The organism is Streptomyces capitiformicae, from assembly GCF_002214185.1.
Taxonomy (GTDB): Bacteria; Actinomycetota; Actinomycetes; order Streptomycetales; family Streptomycetaceae; genus Streptomyces; species Streptomyces capitiformicae.
This window is the reverse complement of the sequence record NZ_CP022161.1, coordinates 2,323,305-2,338,967: the sequence shown is the minus strand read 5'-3', so window position 1 is coordinate 2,338,967 and position 15,663 is coordinate 2,323,305. Positions and strand designations below refer to the sequence as shown.

Genomic DNA, 15,663 nt, shown 5'->3' with positions numbered 1-15,663 from the left:
TTACCCCACCTCATCGTCCCCGGGCCCACCGGCCACGACAATCGCTCAACGGTCCACTCTCTCACCCGTGCCGGACGGGTCGGCGCTTTCCGGTGCGGTGTCCGGTGCCGGGTCACTCGGGTGCTCCGGCTCGTCTGCCCCGTACTCGGCCGGGGACTCCTCCTCGGCAGTGTGTACGACTGAGGCCGCTTCGGTGTTCGCGTCCTCGTCCGGCGAGATGTCTTCCGACGAGTGGTCGTCGGCCGAGGATCCCTCCGCCTCCAGTCGGGCGGCGGCGCGCTTGCGCTGCGTGTACATACGGAATCCGGCGAGTACGAGGAGCAGGACGCCACCGGCGATGACCAGCATCACCATAGGCGTGATCTCGGTGACGTTCACCGTGAAACGGACCTCGCTCCCGTACTTTTCACCGTCCTCCGTGTAGAGCTGGGCGACGACGGTGACCGGGCCGTTGGCCTCGGCGTTGGTGGTGAATTTCACCGACTCGCTGTGTCCGCCCGAGATGTCGACGGACTGCTCCTCGTCACCGATCTTCAGGCGCTTCGGGGCTTCGGACGTGAGGCGCAGCGTCAGATTGTCGACGCCCTGCACCAGGTTGTTCTGCACGGTCACCGGGATCGTGGCACTGCGGCCCGAGAGCTTCGTCTCGGACTTCTCGATGAGCCGGACCTGGCTGGTGAGCGTGCCGAGATACGTCTCCACGTCGTCGCGGTATGCCTCTGCCTCCGCGCCGCGGCCCCGCCAGGACGTGGACATCTCCCGGTCCATGGTCCGGCCGAAGGGCGTGACCACACGGGACTGGTCGGTGAGGATCACTTTGAAGCGGTCGAGGTCGCTCTGTGTGGTCTGGATCACCTCGAACGCCGACTTCGGCAGCGCCTGCTTGCGCAGCGACTTGGGGTACGCCGCGGCGGACGGGATCTTGGTGCTGGCGTCAGGGTCAGGCTTCGCGTCGGCGGCCGCGGACAGCTCCTGGGGCTGTGACCAGGTTCCTCCCTGGAGAGCCGTCAATGCCTGGGCCATCGTCCGTGCCTGGCTCACCGACGGCATGCGCTGCGGGGCGATCACGATGCTGCGCTGCTTGTTGTTCTGGAGGTCCGTCATCAGGCTCTGGGCGAGGAACCTCTGCACGGCCAGCGTGGAGCTCTCGGCCTTCGTCATGTCGCCCTGGAACGCCGTGGAGAGCCGGGCGTCCGCCACGACGGCCGTGGTGCCGCCACCGATGGGACGCGCCGCGTTGGGGGTGTAGGACAGGCCGCTGCTCTCCTGCAGGCTGTCGCTGCGGGCGATCACCTTGTCGGCACCCGCGGAGATGGCGACCTTGACGATCGACGGGTCGACGGCGCCGTTCACGGGCCAGGCGAATTCCGTGTTCGGCTCCACCCGGAGGATGTTCCTGACGGTGTCCGCGGCGACGTCGGTGGCGTCCTTGAGACGGCTCAGGGAGCCGGTGACTGTCTTGCCGTTGTGAGCCAGCGACGCCAGATCCGGGTCGGCGAACGGAAGGGCGATCACTTCCTCGCCCTGGACCGCCGTCTCCAGTTCGGCCAGCCACTCCTTGGCGACGGCCTGGTTCTTGCCCGCGACGGTGGTGTTTCCGCTCCGGACGCTGTAGCTCCCCGTCATCGCGACGACCGACGCCAGCAGATCCGGATCGATCACCCAGGTGATGTCGAGGTCCTTGCCCAGCGCCAGCATCTGCTCCAGGCGGCCGCCGGCGGAGATCTCCTTGGCCAGGTCGTCGTTGAGGAAGGTGGGCGTCTGCTGCTCTCCGGGGCCGGTCTCGGCGGTGAGGTGGCTGGTGGAGATCAGCGGCCAGAGGTACGTCGTCTGCGTCTTTGTGTCCGCCTCGTCGGTCTGCCACGGCAGGAACGTACGCTGCATGCCGAGGACCTGGTCGTACGAGGAGGCGGAGGTCCGGCCCGAGAGCGAGACGCCGAGCTGGTAGATACCGTCCGCGCCGAGGTCCAGCTCCTTGACGGGCACCGAGATGGTGAAGGGCTGGGCCACGCCGGAGGCGAGTTCGGAGAACTTCTCCACGTACCTGCCGCCGATCTCCGTCCCGTCGGCGAATTGGTCGAAACCGGTGCGCTTGGCGGCGTCGTCGATGGCCGAACGGCCCGTCATGGGTGCCGAGCCCACGCGCACGCCCACATGGGCCGACGTGATCGTCTGCTTGCCCTTGTTCGTGACCGTGCCCGAGACCGTTACCGTGTCGCCGTCTGTGGGGACGCTGGGGCTGAGCGAGTCCAGGGAGACCTCGACGGTGTTCGCCCCCATGGCCTCGGCCGGAGACGCCTGCTGCGCCGCCTGGGCGTCCGCGGCCGTGGGCAGCTGGAGCAGACCGGCCAGCAGAGGCACCCCGGCGAACAGCGCTCCGGTGCGCAGCAGCCACCGGCGGGCAGGTGAGGCACTTGTCCCCTGGAAGTCTGCCGCCTCGGCCACGCGCTCGCCCGTCCCTCGTCGTCGTCAGTGGTCGTCGGAATGTGCGTCCACGCATGGTAACGATGCGCGCTGACGGGAAGTGCCGCGGTCCGGCCCACAAGATCGGGGGACAGGCCCGCGCTGTCCCTGTATGTGCACGTATTGAGCGGTGTCGGCGATGGGGTCACCTGCACGAAGCCCTTGTGCACATTCAATGGAGGCGACCGCTGCCATCGGGGCCACGTACCCTTTTCTGTTGTGCCGAACGCCAACGAAGACCCCAGTGCCCTGAGCCAGGTGCAGCGCCGCGCGGTGAGTGAACTGCTGCGGGTGTCCCCTGTCGCCGACGACCTTGCCCGCCGCTTCCAGGAAGCCGGGTTCTCGCTCGCCCTGGTCGGCGGTTCGGTCAGGGACGCGCTGCTCGGCCGGCTCGGCAACGACTTGGACTTCACGACGGAGGCCCGCCCCGAGGACGTACTGAAGATCGTGCGCCCCTGGGCCGACGCCGTCTGGGAGGTCGGTATCGCCTTCGGCACGGTGGGCGCACAGAAGGACGGTTACCAGATCGAGGTCACGACCTACCGATCCGAAGCGTACGACAGGACCTCGCGCAAGCCGGAGGTGTCGTACGGCGAATCGATCGAGGAGGACCTCGTACGGCGTGACTTCACCGTGAACGCGATGGCGGTGGCGCTCCCGGAGAAAGAGTTCATCGATCCGCACGGCGGGCTGGAAGATCTCGCAGCGCGCGTGCTGCGGACCCCCGGCACTCCTGAGGAGTCCTTCTCCGACGACCCGCTGCGCATGATGCGGGCCGCGCGATTCGCCGCGCAACTCGACTTCGAGGTGGCCCCCGAGGTCGTCTCGGCGATGACGGACATGGCGGGCCGCCTCGAGATCGTCTCGGCGGAGCGGGTGCGGGACGAGCTGAACAAGCTGATCCTGTCCGCTCACCCCCGCGAGGGCCTGACCCTGCTGGTGGACACCGGCCTCGCCGGACACGTCCTGCCCGAACTGCCGGCGCTGCGGCTCGAGCGCGACGAGCACCACCGGCACAAGGACGTGTACGACCACACGCTGATCGTCTTGGAGCAGGCGATCGCGCTGGAGGACAGCGGTCCCGACCTCACGCTCCGCCTTGCCGCACTGCTGCACGACATCGGCAAGCCGCGTACGCGTCGCTTCGAGAAGGACGGCCGAGTCTCCTTCCACCACCACGAGGTGGTGGGCGCCAAGATGACCAAGAAGCGTATGGCGGCCCTCAAGTACTCGAACGATCTCGTCAAGGACGTCTCGCGTCTGGTCGAACTTCACCTGCGCTTCCACGGGTACGGCACCGGGGAGTGGACGGACTCCGCCGTCCGCCGCTATGTGCGCGATGCGGGCCCGCTTCTCGACCGACTCCACAAGTTGACCCGCTCCGACTGCACCACGCGTAACAAGCGCAAGGCGAACGCGCTCTCCCGTGCGTATGACGGTCTGGAGGAGCGCATCGCCCAGCTTCAGGAGCAGGAGGAACTGGACGCCATTCGCCCGGACCTCGACGGCAACCAGATCATGGAGATCCTGGGCGTCGGCCCGGGCCCGGTGATCGGGCAGGCGTACAAGTTCCTGCTGGAGCTGCGGCTGGAGAACGGGCCGATGGAACACGACGACGCGGTGGCGGCACTCAAGGAGTGGTGGGCCCAGATGCCGCAGGTCTTGTGACCACAGGGTCCTCCGCCTCCATAGGGTGGCAGCGCGGCGCGATGTTTCACGTGAAACATCGCGCCGTGTGACGTTCGACTGCGATGTTTCACGTGAAACATCGACCCGCGCATCAGTGTTGCCTCGGCAGCCCAAAGCGGGCCATGGTCGCGGCGGCGGCTCCGTAGACCACGGCCACCGTGACGACCAGAGCGACCGAGCGGCCGTCGGGAGGAAGCATCAGGGCGGCCACTCCGGCGGCGCCGACGAAAGCCACGTTGAAGAAGACGTCGTAGAGAGAGAAGACCCGGCCACGGTAACCGTCGTCGATCGAAGTCTGGACGATCGTGTCGGTGGCGATCTTCGCTCCCTGAGTGACGAGGCCCAGGACGAACGCCGCGATCAATAGGGGCACTTTCGTGAAGGGCAGGCCGAGGGCGGGTTCCAGCACGGCGGCCGCCGTGGCACAGGTGACGATCCAGAGGGCCGGCCCCAACCGCCCGGCAGCCCAGGGCGTCATCACTGCCGCAGCGAAGAACCCCGCCCCCGAGACGGCCACGGCAAGACCGAGGAGGGCGAGTCCCTCATCGGAGCCGGACTCCGCAGAGGTCGCTGGTGTCCAGGCGTACCTACAGAGCATGAGCACCATGACTGTCAGTGCGCCGTAGCAGAACCGCATCAGGGTCATCGACGCCAAGGCCCAGGCCGTGGCCCGCCGTCCCGTCTCGGCGAGATGCCGTACGCCCGCGACCAGGCCGCGTGCCGTGCCGGCGATGGCCGCGCCCAGCCGTGGCTGCACCAACTCGGGATCCGGGCCGAGTAGTTCCCGGGCCATGCGCAGCGAAGCGAGGGCCGCGCACAGGTAGAGGACCGAACCGAGGAGGACCACCGCGGCGTCGGAGTCCGAGCCCACCAGGCGTACGACGAAGGCGAGTCCGCCGCCCGCGGTCGCGGCAAGCGTTCCGGCAGTCGGGGACAATGAGTTGGCGATCACCAGGCGGTCGTCATCCACCACGCGGGGCAGCGCGGCCGAGAGCCCGGCCAGGACGAAGCGGTTGACCGCCGTGACGCAGAGCGCGGAGACATAGAAGAGCCAGTCGGCGACGTGGCTCACGATGAGGGCGGCTGTCACGCACGCCAGCAGGGCGCGCAGCAGACTGCCGTACAGCAGGACCTGACGGCGCTGCCAGCGGTCCAGCAGGACGCCCGCGAAGGGTCCGACGAGGGAGTACGGAAGGAGCAGGACCGCCATGGCGGAGGCGATCGCGGCCGCCGACGTCTGCCTCTCGGGCGAGAAGACGACGTATGTGGCGAGCGCGACCTGAAAGACGCCGTCGGCTCCCTGGGACAGCAGTCGTACGGCGAGCAGATGCCGGAAGTCCCGGAAACGCAGGAGTACCCGCAGGTCACGTACGACAGCCATGGCGCACAGCCTCACATACGGGGAGGGTCCCCGGGCGTAAGCCCCGGGGACCCTCAACAGGCCGGATGACAGGCCTGCTTAGCGCTCGACCTCGCCCTTGATGAACTTCTCCACGTTCTCACGGGCCTCGTCGTCGAAGTACTGGACCGGCGGGGACTTCATGAAGTAGCTCGACGCCGACAGGATCGGGCCGCCGATGCCGCGGTCCTTGGCGATCTTCGCGGCGCGCAGGGCGTCGATGATGACGCCGGCGGAGTTCGGGGAGTCCCAGACCTCGAGCTTGTACTCCAGGTTCAGCGGGACGTCACCGAAGGCGCGGCCCTCGAGGCGGACGTACGCCCACTTGCGGTCGTCCAACCAGGCGACGTAGTCGGACGGACCGATGTGTACGTTCTTCTCGCCGAGCTCCCGGTCGGGGATCTGGGAGGTGACGGCCTGCGTCTTGGAGATCTTCTTGGACTCGAGGCGGTCGCGCTCCAGCATGTTCTTGAAGTCCATGTTGCCGCCGACGTTCAGCTGCATCGTGCGGTCCAGGACGACGCCGCGGTCCTCGAACAGCTTCGCCATGACGCGGTGCGTGATGGTGGCGCCGACCTGCGACTTGATGTCGTCACCGACGATCGGGACGCCCGCCTCGGTGAACTTGTCCGCCCACTCCTTGGTGCCGGCGATGAAGACCGGAAGGGCGTTGACGAAGGCGACCTTGGCGTCGATGGCGCACTGGGCGTAGAACTTCGCCGCGTCCTCGGAACCGACGGGCAGGTAGCAGACGAGGACGTCGACCTGCTTGTCCTTGAGGACCTGAACGATGTCGACCGGGGCCTCGGCGGACTCCTCGATGGTTTCGCGGTAGTACTTGCCGAGGCCGTCGAGGGTGTGGCCGCGCTGGACGGTCACGCCGGTGCTCGGTACGTCGCAGATCTTGATGGTGTTGTTCTCGGAGGCGCCGATGGCGTCCGCGAGGTCGAGACCGACCTTCTTCGCGTCGACGTCGAAGGCCGCGACGAACTCCACGTCACGGACGTGGTAGTCACCGAACTGCACGTGCATGAGACCCGGGACCTTGGACGCCGGGTCGGCGTCCTTGTAGTACTCGACTCCCTGCACCAGCGACGCGGCACAGTTGCCCACGCCGACGATGGCTACGCGAACCGAACCCATTCCGGTTGCTCCCTGTGTGTACGAGTGAGGTCCTGGCAGGGACCTCACGTGGCGGTGTCGCCGGGCGCATCCGGCCGAGGGGTGCCCTCGGACCGGGGCAGGGCGCCCGGCGCTCCCTCTGTGGTGTCGCGAGCGGGTTCTCCATGGGCGGGGCCCTTCAGGTCCCGGCCCGCCCGCTCGCTCTCGATGAGCTCGTTCAGCCAGCGCACTTCGCGCTCCACGGACTCCATTCCGTGGCGCTGGAGCTCAAGCGTGTAATCGTCGAGGCGCTCGCGGGTGCGTGCCAGGGAGGCACGCATCTTCTCCAGCCGTTCCTCCAAACGGCTGCGACGGCCCTCCAGGACGCGCATGCGCACATCACGGGAGGTCTGCCCGAAGAACGCGAAGCGAGCGGCGAAGTGCTCGTCCTCGTACGCGTCGGGGCCCGTCTGCGAGAGCAGTTCCTCGAAGTGCTCCTTACCTTCTGCCGTCAACCGGTAGACGATCTTGGCGCGGCGACCCGTGAGCGGGGCGGCGGGAGCGTCGTCCTGGGTACCCCCCGATTCCTCGATCAACCAGCCGTTGGCGACCAGCGTCTTGAGGCAGGGGTAAAGCGTGCCGTAGCTGAACGCGCGGAACACACCCAGCGACGTGTTGAGGCGTTTGCGCAGCTCATAGCCGTGCATCGGGGCTTCGCGGAGCAGGCCGAGGACGGCGAACTCGAGTATCCCGGAGCGCCGGTTCATGTCGCCTCCTCTTCGCCGCTGGCCTTCCGACACGCGTATATGCCGTGCTGATGTATCGACTCGATACATCACGACGATAGAACGCCCCTCCGAATGCGACAAGTGGTGGCGCGGTGAACGGGATCACATCACCGATTCGTAAGAAGCAAGTTGCCTGTTTTGGGGTGAGGTTCGGTACTCAGTGTGTTTTGGCGGTGCGTAGTCTGTGCGGCATGCACACCACTGGGAACCGAGTGACGTTTGAGCACGTCGTCGTCCTGGGTGCGGTACGGATGAATGCCAACACGACCGCATCCGTACTTCGGGGGGACCGGAAACCAGCCGCCGTTTCCAGGCGCGCAAGGGTGCGCCTGCCCGAGGAGTAGTCGTTCGATGAGCGAGCACCGTCGCAAACCGCCGCAGCCGCAGGGAGGCGGACGTGCCGCGGCCCGACGCGGCCAGTCGGCGTCCTCCGGCCGCCGCGCGGCACCGCGGGGCGCCACCGGGTCACTTTCCGACACCTATGGGGCGGGAGGTGAAGAGACCCCGTACGAGGGCCGTGCCGCGGCACGACGGGCGGCGCAGAGAAGCACCGGCACTGGTGGCGGCCGCCGTAGAGCGGCCGAGCCGGCGGGGCGTGGTCCCGGTCGTGGCCGCGGACGCGCCGCTCCACCCGGCAAGCAGCGCTTCATCGACTATCCACGCGCCGGCAAGTACGGGGCCATGCGATGGGTGCCGTCGTGGCGTCAGGTGACGGGGCTGTTCATCGGGTTCTTCGGGTGCCTGGTGGCGGCGGCCGGCATCGGCTACGCGGTCGTGGCCGTCCCCAACCCGGCCGAGGCGGCAACGGCGCAGAACAACGTCTACTACTGGTCCGACGGCTCCCAGATGGTCGCGACGGGTGGTGAGGTCAACCGCCAGATCATCGCGTACGAGAAGATCCCCAAGGAGATGCGCTACGCCGTCATGTCGGCCGAGAACAAGACGTTCGAAACCGACAGCGGCGTCGACCCGATGGGTATCGCCCGTGCCGTCGTCAACATGGCCAAGGGCGGTCAGACGCAGGGTGGTTCGACCATCACCCAGCAGTACGTGAAGAACGCCATGCTCGACGACCAGTCGCAGACCCTGTCGCGGAAGGTCAAGGAACTCTTCATCTCGGTCAAGGTGGGTGCCTCCGTCGAGAAGGAAGAGATCATGCGGGGCTACCTGAACACGGCCTACTTCGGCCGTGGCGCCTATGGTCTCCAAGCGGCGGCCCGCACCTACTTCGGCAAGGACGCGGAGAAGCTCAACGCGAGCGAGTGCGCGTTTCTCGCCGCGCTCCTCAAGGGCGCCACGTACTACGACCCGGCCGGCAACACGGCGTACGACCCGGCGGCCACGGCGCAGGCGAACACCAAGCGTGCCACGGAGCGCTGGAGGTGGATCCTCGAGGAGATGGTCAAGGACAAGCACCTGACGGCGGCGGAGCGGGACAAGTACCCCGAGTTCCCCAAGATCCAGAAGCCTCGGTCCAACGCTCAGCTGGGCGGCCAGATCGGCTACCTGGTCGACACGGCCAAGGGCTACATCCTCAACAACACCAAGATCACGCAGCAACAGCTCGAACGGGGCGGATTCGAGATCCACACGACCTTCGACAAGACGAAGGTCCAGGAGCTCGAGAAGGCCGTGAACAAGGTCCGCAAGGAGAACATCAAGCCGAAACAGCGCCCGAAGACGGACACGCATGTGCAGTTCGGTGGCGCGTCGGTGAATCCGAAGTCGGGTGCCATCGAGGCGATCTACGGTGGTGAGGACGCCACCAAGCACTTCACCAACAATGCCGACGTCACCGGTGCGCAGGTCGGTTCGACGTTCAAGCCGTTCGTTCTGGCAGCGGCCATGACCTGGGGCAAGCGTGACCCCGACCTCGGGGAGTCGCAGGCGCAGGACGAGGTCACCATCGTCTCGCCGAAGAGCCTCTACAGCGGCAAGAACAACCTCAAGATCAGGGACTACAACGGCGACATCTGGACCAACGAAAAGGGTGAGGAGTGGCTGCAGGCTAACGACGACGACGCGTCGTACGGCAGCCCACCGAAGTACCAGATCGACCTGCGTGAGGCGATGCGGGTCTCGGCGAACTCCGCCTTCGTGCAGCTGGGCATGGACGTCGGTCTGGATCGGGTGAAGGAAGCGGCCATCGAGGCCGGCCTCAAGAAGGACAGCCTGGCGGGCACCGGATACCCGTCCTTCTCGATCGGCATCTCCGACCCCAGCGCGATCCGTATGGCGGGCTCGTACGCGACCTTCGCCGCGAGCGGCAAGCAGAACGACCCGTTCTCCGTCACGAAGGTCGAGCACGAGGGCCTGACGACGTTCGATCACGAGGAGATCGCCGACACCAAGCAGGCCTTCACCCCGGAGGTCGCCGACAACGTCACCGACGTCCTCAAGACCGTCGTCGAGGAGGGAACTGGTACCTCCGCCCAGCTGACCGGCCGACAGGTGGCCGGCAAGACCGGTACCACCGACGGCAACAAGTCGGCCTGGTTCGTCGGGTACACCCCCCAGCTGTCGACCGCGATCAGCATGTACCGCATGGACGACGACGAGTCCAACAAGAACCGCACCTTCTTGGAGATGTACGGAACGGGTGGCAAGGAGACGATCCACGGTGCCTCCTTCCCGGCCGAGATCTGGCACGACTACATGGAGGACGCGCTCAAGGGCCAGCCGGCGAAGGACTTCCCGGAGCCCGAACCCATCGGTGAGATCGTCAACGACGACCCGGACCCGACGCCGACCCCGACGGTGACCGAGCCCGAGGAGGAGGAGAGCGCGTCGCCGAGCCCGTCGCCGAGCGAGAGCGAGGTTCTGCCGTCGCCGTCGCCCAGCGAGTCCTGCAACAACCCGTTCAACCCCAAATGTGAGGTGACGGGAGGTACGGAGACGGGCGGCACGGATACCGCCGGCACCGACGGTGGTGTGACCGCCACACCGACGGAGTCAGAAGAAGAAAGCACGAATGGCAACCAGAACGGGGGGCTGTTCGGCGGCAACACCGGATAGCACGCCACCCCCATAGAGGGTGTTTCACGTGAAACAAGGGCCATCGCACCCATCAGGGTGCGGTGGCCCTTGCCGTGTCCGCTCCGCGGTGGGAGCGATGTGGTCGAGATGCGTTTCACGTGAAACACGGGCTGTCCCCGGCCATGGGATGCAGCGGTCCTCGGCGTATTCCCAGGCGCGTACGGCAGGATGTGCGGCATGCCCAGTGCAGAGACGACGCGAATGAGCGTGGACGAGCCGGAGCCGGTGCGTCCCACCAAAGAGGACGAGGTCGCTGCGACCGGCAGTGAGCTGATCGGCGGCCCGATCGGGCGGCGGGCACTGCTCGGGTCGTCCTGGTGGACCCCCGTGCGGGTCGTCGCACTCGTGGCGATCGGCATGTTCGCGCTCGGCATGGTGCAGAAGCTGCCCTGCTACGACGGCGCTTGGTTCTTCGGTGCCAGCTCTCAGTACACGCACGCGTGCTACTCGGACATCCCGCACCTCTACCAGGGGCGCGGTTTCGCCGATGGCCTCGTGCCGTACTTCGACAAGATTCCTGTCGACACCAGCGACATGGAATACCTCGAGTACCCGGTGCTTACCGGAGTGTTCATGGAGGTCGCCGCGTGGCTCACCCCGGGCAGCGGCAGCATCCAGGAACAAGAGCAGTGGTACTGGGTGGTCAACGCCGGGATGCTGATGGCGTGCGCGGCGGTCATCGCCGTCTGTGCCGCGCGCATCCACCGGCGGCGGCCCTGGGACGGCCTGCTGGTGGCCCTGGCGCCCGCTTTCGCCCTCACGGCCACCATCAACTGGGATCTGCTCGCCGTGGCCCTGCTGGCCGCCGCGATGCTGATGTGGTCCCGTCAGCGTCCCCTTGCCTTCGGTGTGCTGCTCGGGCTCGCCACCGCCGCCAAGTTCTACCCGTTCCTGCTGCTCGGACCGCTCCTCGTACTGTGCTGGCGGGCGGGCAAGCTGCGTGCGTTCGGGATCGCGCTGCTCGGCGCCGTCGGGGCCTGGCTCGCGGTGAACCTTCCCGTGATGCTCCTGGCGCCGGACGGGTGGGCGAAGTTCTACCGCTTCAGTCAGGAACGCGGCGTCGACTTCGGCTCGTTCTTCCTCGTCATCTCGCAGCGGATGAACATCCAGATCACCGCCGAGACGGCGAACGCGTACGCGATGATCGCCATGTTGCTGGTCTGCGCCGGTATCGCCGCGCTCACGCTGACCGCGCCGCGCCGTCCCCGCTTCGCTCAGTTGGCCTTCCTGATCGTCGCTGCCTTCATCCTCACCAACAAGGTCTACTCGCCGCAGTACGTGCTCTGGCTGGTCCCGCTCGCCGCGCTGGCCCGGCCCCGCTGGCGTGACTTCCTGATCTGGCAGGCGTGCGAGGTCGCGTACTACCTGGGGATCTGGATGTACCTCGCGTACACGACGAGCGGGGACGCCCACAAGGGTTTGCCCGCCGAGGGATACCAGTTCGCCATCGTGGCCCACCTGCTGGGAACCCTGTACCTGTGCGTCGTCGTCGTACGCGACATCTTCATGCCGGAACGGGACGTGGTGCGCCGAGCCGGTGACGACGATCCGTCCGGCGGTGTGCTGGACGGCGCGGAGGACGTCCATGTGTACGGCGCCGCGGCCCGTCCCCCGCGCCACGAGGCGCACTTCGAGGGGCCGCCTGTGGAGTGGGGCAGCCGGGATCCGGCAGACAGTTCGCCCTGAGCGAACATGGCGCGTGGTCTGACGCGGAAGGCCGTACACGGGGTTATCCGTGTACGGCCTTCCATGTTGTGCGGGGCGATCGCTCCCGCCCGCCGATGCGCCGCTGCGTGCCCTGAGGGGCTGAGATCAGCAGTCGACGATGCGGTCGAACTGTGTGGTCGTGTGCCGCAGATGGGCCACCAATTCCTCGCCCACCTTCGGCTCAGGGGCGTCCGCGGGCACGAAGAGGATCGACACCTGCATGTGCGGCGGCTCGGCGAACCAACGCTGCTTGCCGCCCCAGACGAACGGAGAAAGGTTCCGGTTGACCGTCGCGAGGCCGGCCCGTGCAACGCCCTTGGCGCGCGGCATGACGCCGTGCATCGCCTTCGGAGCCTCCAGACCCACCCCATGCGACGTTCCGCCCGCCACGACCACCAGGAAGCCGTCCGAGGCCGCCTTCTGCTGCCGGTAACCGAAGCGGTCGCCCTTCGCGACCCGAGTAACGTCCAGGACCGCCCCGCGGTACTCGGTCGCCTCGTGGTCCCCCAGCCACAGCCGCGTGCCGATACGGGCCCGGAAGCGGGTCTGCGGGAACTGCTGCTGGAGGCGGACGAGTTCCTCGGACTTGAGATGGCTGACGAACATGGTGTGCAGCGGGAGACGGGCCGCGCGCAGACGGTCCATCCAGCCGATGACCTCCTCGACGGCGTCCGAGCCGTCGGTGCGGTCCAGCGGCAGATGGATGGCGAAGCCCTCCAGGCGCACGTTCTCTATGGCCGCGTGGAGCTGGGGCAGCTCCTGCTCGCTGACACCGTGCCGCTTCATCGAGGACATGACCTCGATGACGACGCGGGCGCCCACGAGGCCGTACACGCCGTCGACCGACGACACGGAGCGGATGACGCGGTCGGGCAGGGGTACGGGCTCTTCAGCGCGTCGGTAGGGCGTCAGCACCAGCAGGTCGCCGCTGAACCAGTCCTTGATCCGGGCAGCCTCGTAGGTGGTGCCGACGGCGAGGACGTCCGACCCGAGGCGCGTGGCCTCTTCCGCCAGCTTCTCGTGCCCGAAGCCGTAGCCGTTGCCCTTGCAGACGGGGACGAGTCCCGGGAACTGCTCCTGAACGTGCTTGTGGTGTGCCCGCCAGCGCGTGGTGTCGACGTAGAGCGTGAGCGCCATGGCCGGTCCCGGAACCTTTCTCGTGGCTGCGGTGTATCAGAGGTATGGAAGCAAAAACGGGGGCGTCAGCGGCGCGACATGTAGATGTCGAGCGCCTTGTGGAGCAGCTTGTTGAGCGGGAAGTCCCATTCGCCGAGGTATTCGGCGGCCTGCCCGCCCGTGCCCACCTTGAACTGGATCAGGCCGAAGAGGTGATCCGTCTCGTCCAGCGAGTCGGAGATGCCGCGCAGGTCGTAGACGGTCGCGCCGAGAGCGTAGGCATCGCGCAGCATGCGCCACTGCATCGCGTTCGAGGGCCGGACCTCACGGCCGATGTTGTCCGAAGCGCCGTACGAGTACCAGACGTGACCACCGACGACCAGCATCGTCGCGGCGGACAGGTTCACGCCGTCGTGCCGGGCGAAGTAGAGACGCATGCGGTTGGGGTCCTCGGTGTTGAGGGCCGTCCACATGCGCTGGAAGTACGACAGCGGGCGGGGCCGGAAGCGGTCACGCACGGCCGTGATCTCGTACAGCCGCTGCCACTCCTCCAGGTCGTGGTAGCCGCCCTGGACGACCTCGACGCCTGCCTTCTCGGCCTTCTTGATGTTCCGGCGCCACAGCTGGTTGAAGTTCTTGTGGACCTCTTCCAGGGAGCGGTTGGCGAGCGGCACCTGGTAGACGTAGCGGGGCTGGACGTCCCCGAAGCCGGCACCGCCGTCCTCGCCCTGCTGCCAGCCCATGCGGCGCAGCTTGTCGGCGACCTCGAAGGCACGCGGCTCGATGAAGTCCGCTTCGATGTCGCGCAGGCGCTTCACGTCCGGGTCCTGGATGCCCTTCTTGATGGACGTGGCCTCCCAGCGCCGGATGATGACCGGCGGCCCCATCTTCACCGAGAAGGCACCCTGCTGCTTCAGATGGGCGAGCATCGGCTCGAGCCAGTCGGTGAGGTTCGGCGCGAACCAATTGATGACCGGGCCCTCGGGCAAGTAGGCGAGATAGCGCTTGATCTTGGGCAGCTGGCGGTAGAGCACCAGGCCGGCGCCCACCATCTCGCCGGTCTTGTCGTCAAACCACCCGAGGTTCTCGGAGCGCCACTCTGCCTTGACGTCGGCCCAGGCCGGGACCTGCATGTGGCTCGCCGCGGGCAGGCTCTGGATGTACGCCAGATGCTGCTCTCGGCTGATCGTCCTCAGGGTCAGGCTCATTCGGGGTGCTCCTCGGGCTGGTGTGTCCCCATGGGTACAGGGGCTCCGGCTCTCGCGCCGAAGCCTACTGCGCCCTGCGAGCGCCCCGGATGGCCGTACGCAACCTGGCGCCCGGCCGGTACCTGGCCGGGACGCCAGACGGTGTTATTCGGCCGCTTGGTCCGATGTAAGGCGACGGCCCGCCACAGGAACCGTCCCCCGACCGTACGGCAGTTGGTACGGAGTCAGCTGATGACCCCGCCGAAGAGCCCTCCATGGGCCATGCCGAGGAAGAATCCGACGGCCGAGGCACCGAGACCCACGATCAGTCCGAAGCGCTCACGGGTTGTCTCCGAGATGAACTGCCCGTACGCGCCGGTGAGGATGCCCACCAGCCCTGTCCAGGAACTGAGCAGGTGCAGATGGTCGAACATCGCCGTGATGAAGGAGACCGCCCCGAGCAGGAGCGTCACGGCGAGCAGGGTGTCCTGCACGGGGTGGGGCTTGTTGTCGGTGGCGAGCAGAGAGCCGGCGATGTTGGGTCGCGATGTCTGTGCCATAGGGCACCTCCTGCGGAAGGCGGCGCATCGTAGCGCCATACACACCCGATGCGTACAGATTGACGGTCCCCAGGGCCGGATTTCAACCGGAAGCGGGTGTGCGGGTACTCTGTACCGTCTGTAGCAGTGTCTGCCCAGGCCATGGCATGGATTCCCCGACGGGACCCCCGATTGTCAGTGGCGGCCGATACCGTTGCGTACGCATCACAACCCTCCTGCCACGGAACGACCGTGGCCGCTGAGTCCAAAGGAGGTGGGTTCCACATGCGTCACTACGAGGTGATGGTCATCCTCGACCCCGATCTGGAGGAGCGCGCTGTCGCCCCTCTGATCGAGAACTTCCTCTCCGTCGTCCGTGAGGGCAACGGAAAGGTCGAGAAGGTCGACACCTGGGGCCGTCGTCGTCTCTCGTACGAGATCAAGAAGAAGCCTGAGGGCATCTACTCGGTCATCGACCTGCAGGCCGAGCCTGCGGTCGTCAAGGAGCTCGACCGCCAGATGAACCTGAACGAGTCGGTCCTCCGGACCAAGGTCCTCCGCCCCGAGACCCACTGAGCTCTTCCGCTCAGCTGATCCCGGGATCCGAGTAGCAGCACCAAGCAGCCAGCAGCAAACCC

The 15,663-nt window shown here is 67.0% G+C and carries 11 protein-coding genes; 4 read left to right on the top strand and 7 right to left on the bottom strand.

Annotation, left to right across the window (positions count from 1 at the left end; genetic code table 11):
* Window positions 1-45: 45 nt before the first annotated feature.
* Complete coding sequence (locus CES90_RS10275) at window positions 46-2,445, bottom strand: DUF6049 family protein (protein WP_189780889.1); 2,400 nt, start codon at window positions 2,443-2,445, stop codon at window positions 46-48.
* 237 nt (window positions 2,446-2,682) lie between these two features.
* On the opposite strand from CES90_RS10275, the gene CES90_RS10270 reads away from it, so the two are divergent.
* Window positions 2,683-4,131 carry a CCA tRNA nucleotidyltransferase gene (locus CES90_RS10270; RefSeq protein WP_189780890.1) on the top strand — a complete coding sequence of 483 codons (1,449 nt, stop codon included), beginning with the start codon at window positions 2,683-2,685 and terminating at the stop codon, window positions 4,129-4,131.
* A 112-nt stretch (window positions 4,132-4,243) separates the two neighbouring features.
* On the opposite strand, the gene CES90_RS10265 is transcribed toward CES90_RS10270, so the two are convergent.
* The 3 genes from CES90_RS10265 to CES90_RS10255 all read right to left on the bottom strand — a co-directional run bounded on the left by CES90_RS10265 (window position 4,244) and on the right by CES90_RS10255 (window position 7,419).
* The gene (locus CES90_RS10265) at window positions 4,244-5,533 is read right to left on the bottom strand and encodes an MFS transporter (protein WP_189780891.1); all 1,290 of its coding nucleotides are present in this window, start codon (window positions 5,531-5,533) and stop codon (window positions 4,244-4,246) included.
* Between the two features lie 78 nt (window positions 5,534-5,611).
* The gene (locus CES90_RS10260) at window positions 5,612-6,694 is read right to left on the bottom strand and encodes an inositol-3-phosphate synthase (RefSeq protein ID WP_055537158.1); all 1,083 of its coding nucleotides are present in this window, start codon (window positions 6,692-6,694) and stop codon (window positions 5,612-5,614) included.
* Between the two features lie 44 nt (window positions 6,695-6,738).
* A complete protein-coding gene (locus CES90_RS10255; RefSeq protein WP_189780892.1) occupies window positions 6,739-7,419 on the bottom strand; it encodes a PadR family transcriptional regulator in 681 nt (226 codons plus the stop codon).
* Window positions 7,420-7,791: 372 nt separating this feature from the next.
* On the opposite strand from CES90_RS10255, the gene CES90_RS10250 reads away from it, so the two are divergent.
* Both CES90_RS10250 and CES90_RS10245 read left to right on the top strand, forming a co-directional pair.
* On the top strand, window positions 7,792-10,455 hold the full coding sequence (locus tag CES90_RS10250; protein WP_189780893.1) for a transglycosylase domain-containing protein: 2,664 nt from the start codon (window positions 7,792-7,794) through the stop codon (window positions 10,453-10,455).
* A 189-nt stretch (window positions 10,456-10,644) separates the two neighbouring features.
* Window positions 10,645-12,162, top strand: coding sequence for a glycosyltransferase family 87 protein (locus tag CES90_RS10245; RefSeq protein ID WP_189780894.1), 1,518 nt, complete (start codon window positions 10,645-10,647; stop codon window positions 12,160-12,162).
* Window positions 12,163-12,288: 126 nt separating this feature from the next.
* On the opposite strand, the gene CES90_RS10240 is transcribed toward CES90_RS10245, so the two are convergent.
* The 3 genes from CES90_RS10240 to CES90_RS10230 form a co-directional block, all read right to left on the bottom strand.
* Window positions 12,289-13,320 (bottom strand): alanine racemase, encoded by a 1,032-nt coding sequence (locus tag CES90_RS10240; RefSeq protein ID WP_189780895.1) that lies wholly within the window; start codon window positions 13,318-13,320, stop codon window positions 12,289-12,291.
* Between the two features lie 65 nt (window positions 13,321-13,385).
* Window positions 13,386-14,507: a peptidoglycan bridge formation glycyltransferase FemX gene (femX, locus tag CES90_RS10235; protein WP_189780896.1), complete on the bottom strand. Its 1,122-nt coding sequence runs from the start codon at window positions 14,505-14,507 to the stop codon at window positions 13,386-13,388.
* A gap of 224 nt (window positions 14,508-14,731) precedes the next feature.
* On the bottom strand, window positions 14,732-15,046 hold the full coding sequence (locus CES90_RS10230) for a hypothetical protein (protein WP_189780897.1): 315 nt from the start codon (window positions 15,044-15,046) through the stop codon (window positions 14,732-14,734).
* 264 nt (window positions 15,047-15,310) lie between these two features.
* Between CES90_RS10230 and rpsF the strand changes: the two genes are divergently transcribed.
* Window positions 15,311-15,601 (top strand): 30S ribosomal protein S6, encoded by a 291-nt coding sequence (gene rpsF, locus CES90_RS10225; RefSeq protein ID WP_005482942.1) that lies wholly within the window; start codon window positions 15,311-15,313, stop codon window positions 15,599-15,601.
* Window positions 15,602-15,663 lie beyond the last annotated feature (62 nt).

Excerpts from the sequence above, each read along its gene's own strand:
- CES90_RS10260 (WP_055537158.1), bottom strand. The coding sequence starts at position 6,694 with ATGGGTTCGGTTCGCGTAGCCATCGTCGGCGTGGGCAACTGTGCCGCG.
- rpsF (WP_005482942.1), top strand. The coding sequence starts at position 15,311 with ATGCGTCACTACGAGGTGATGGTCATCCTCGACCCCGATCTGGAGGAG.
- CES90_RS10240 (WP_189780895.1), bottom strand. The coding sequence starts at position 13,320 with ATGGCGCTCACGCTCTACGTCGACACCACGCGCTGGCGGGCACACCAC.
- CES90_RS10245 (WP_189780894.1), top strand. The coding sequence starts at position 10,645 with ATGTGCGGCATGCCCAGTGCAGAGACGACGCGAATGAGCGTGGACGAG.
- CES90_RS10265 (WP_189780891.1), bottom strand. The coding sequence starts at position 5,533 with ATGGCTGTCGTACGTGACCTGCGGGTACTCCTGCGTTTCCGGGACTTC.
- CES90_RS10230 (WP_189780897.1), bottom strand. The coding sequence starts at position 15,046 with ATGGCACAGACATCGCGACCCAACATCGCCGGCTCTCTGCTCGCCACC.
- CES90_RS10250 (WP_189780893.1), top strand. The coding sequence starts at position 7,792 with ATGAGCGAGCACCGTCGCAAACCGCCGCAGCCGCAGGGAGGCGGACGT.
- femX (WP_189780896.1), bottom strand. The coding sequence starts at position 14,507 with ATGAGCCTGACCCTGAGGACGATCAGCCGAGAGCAGCATCTGGCGTAC.
- CES90_RS10255 (WP_189780892.1), bottom strand. The coding sequence starts at position 7,419 with ATGAACCGGCGCTCCGGGATACTCGAGTTCGCCGTCCTCGGCCTGCTC.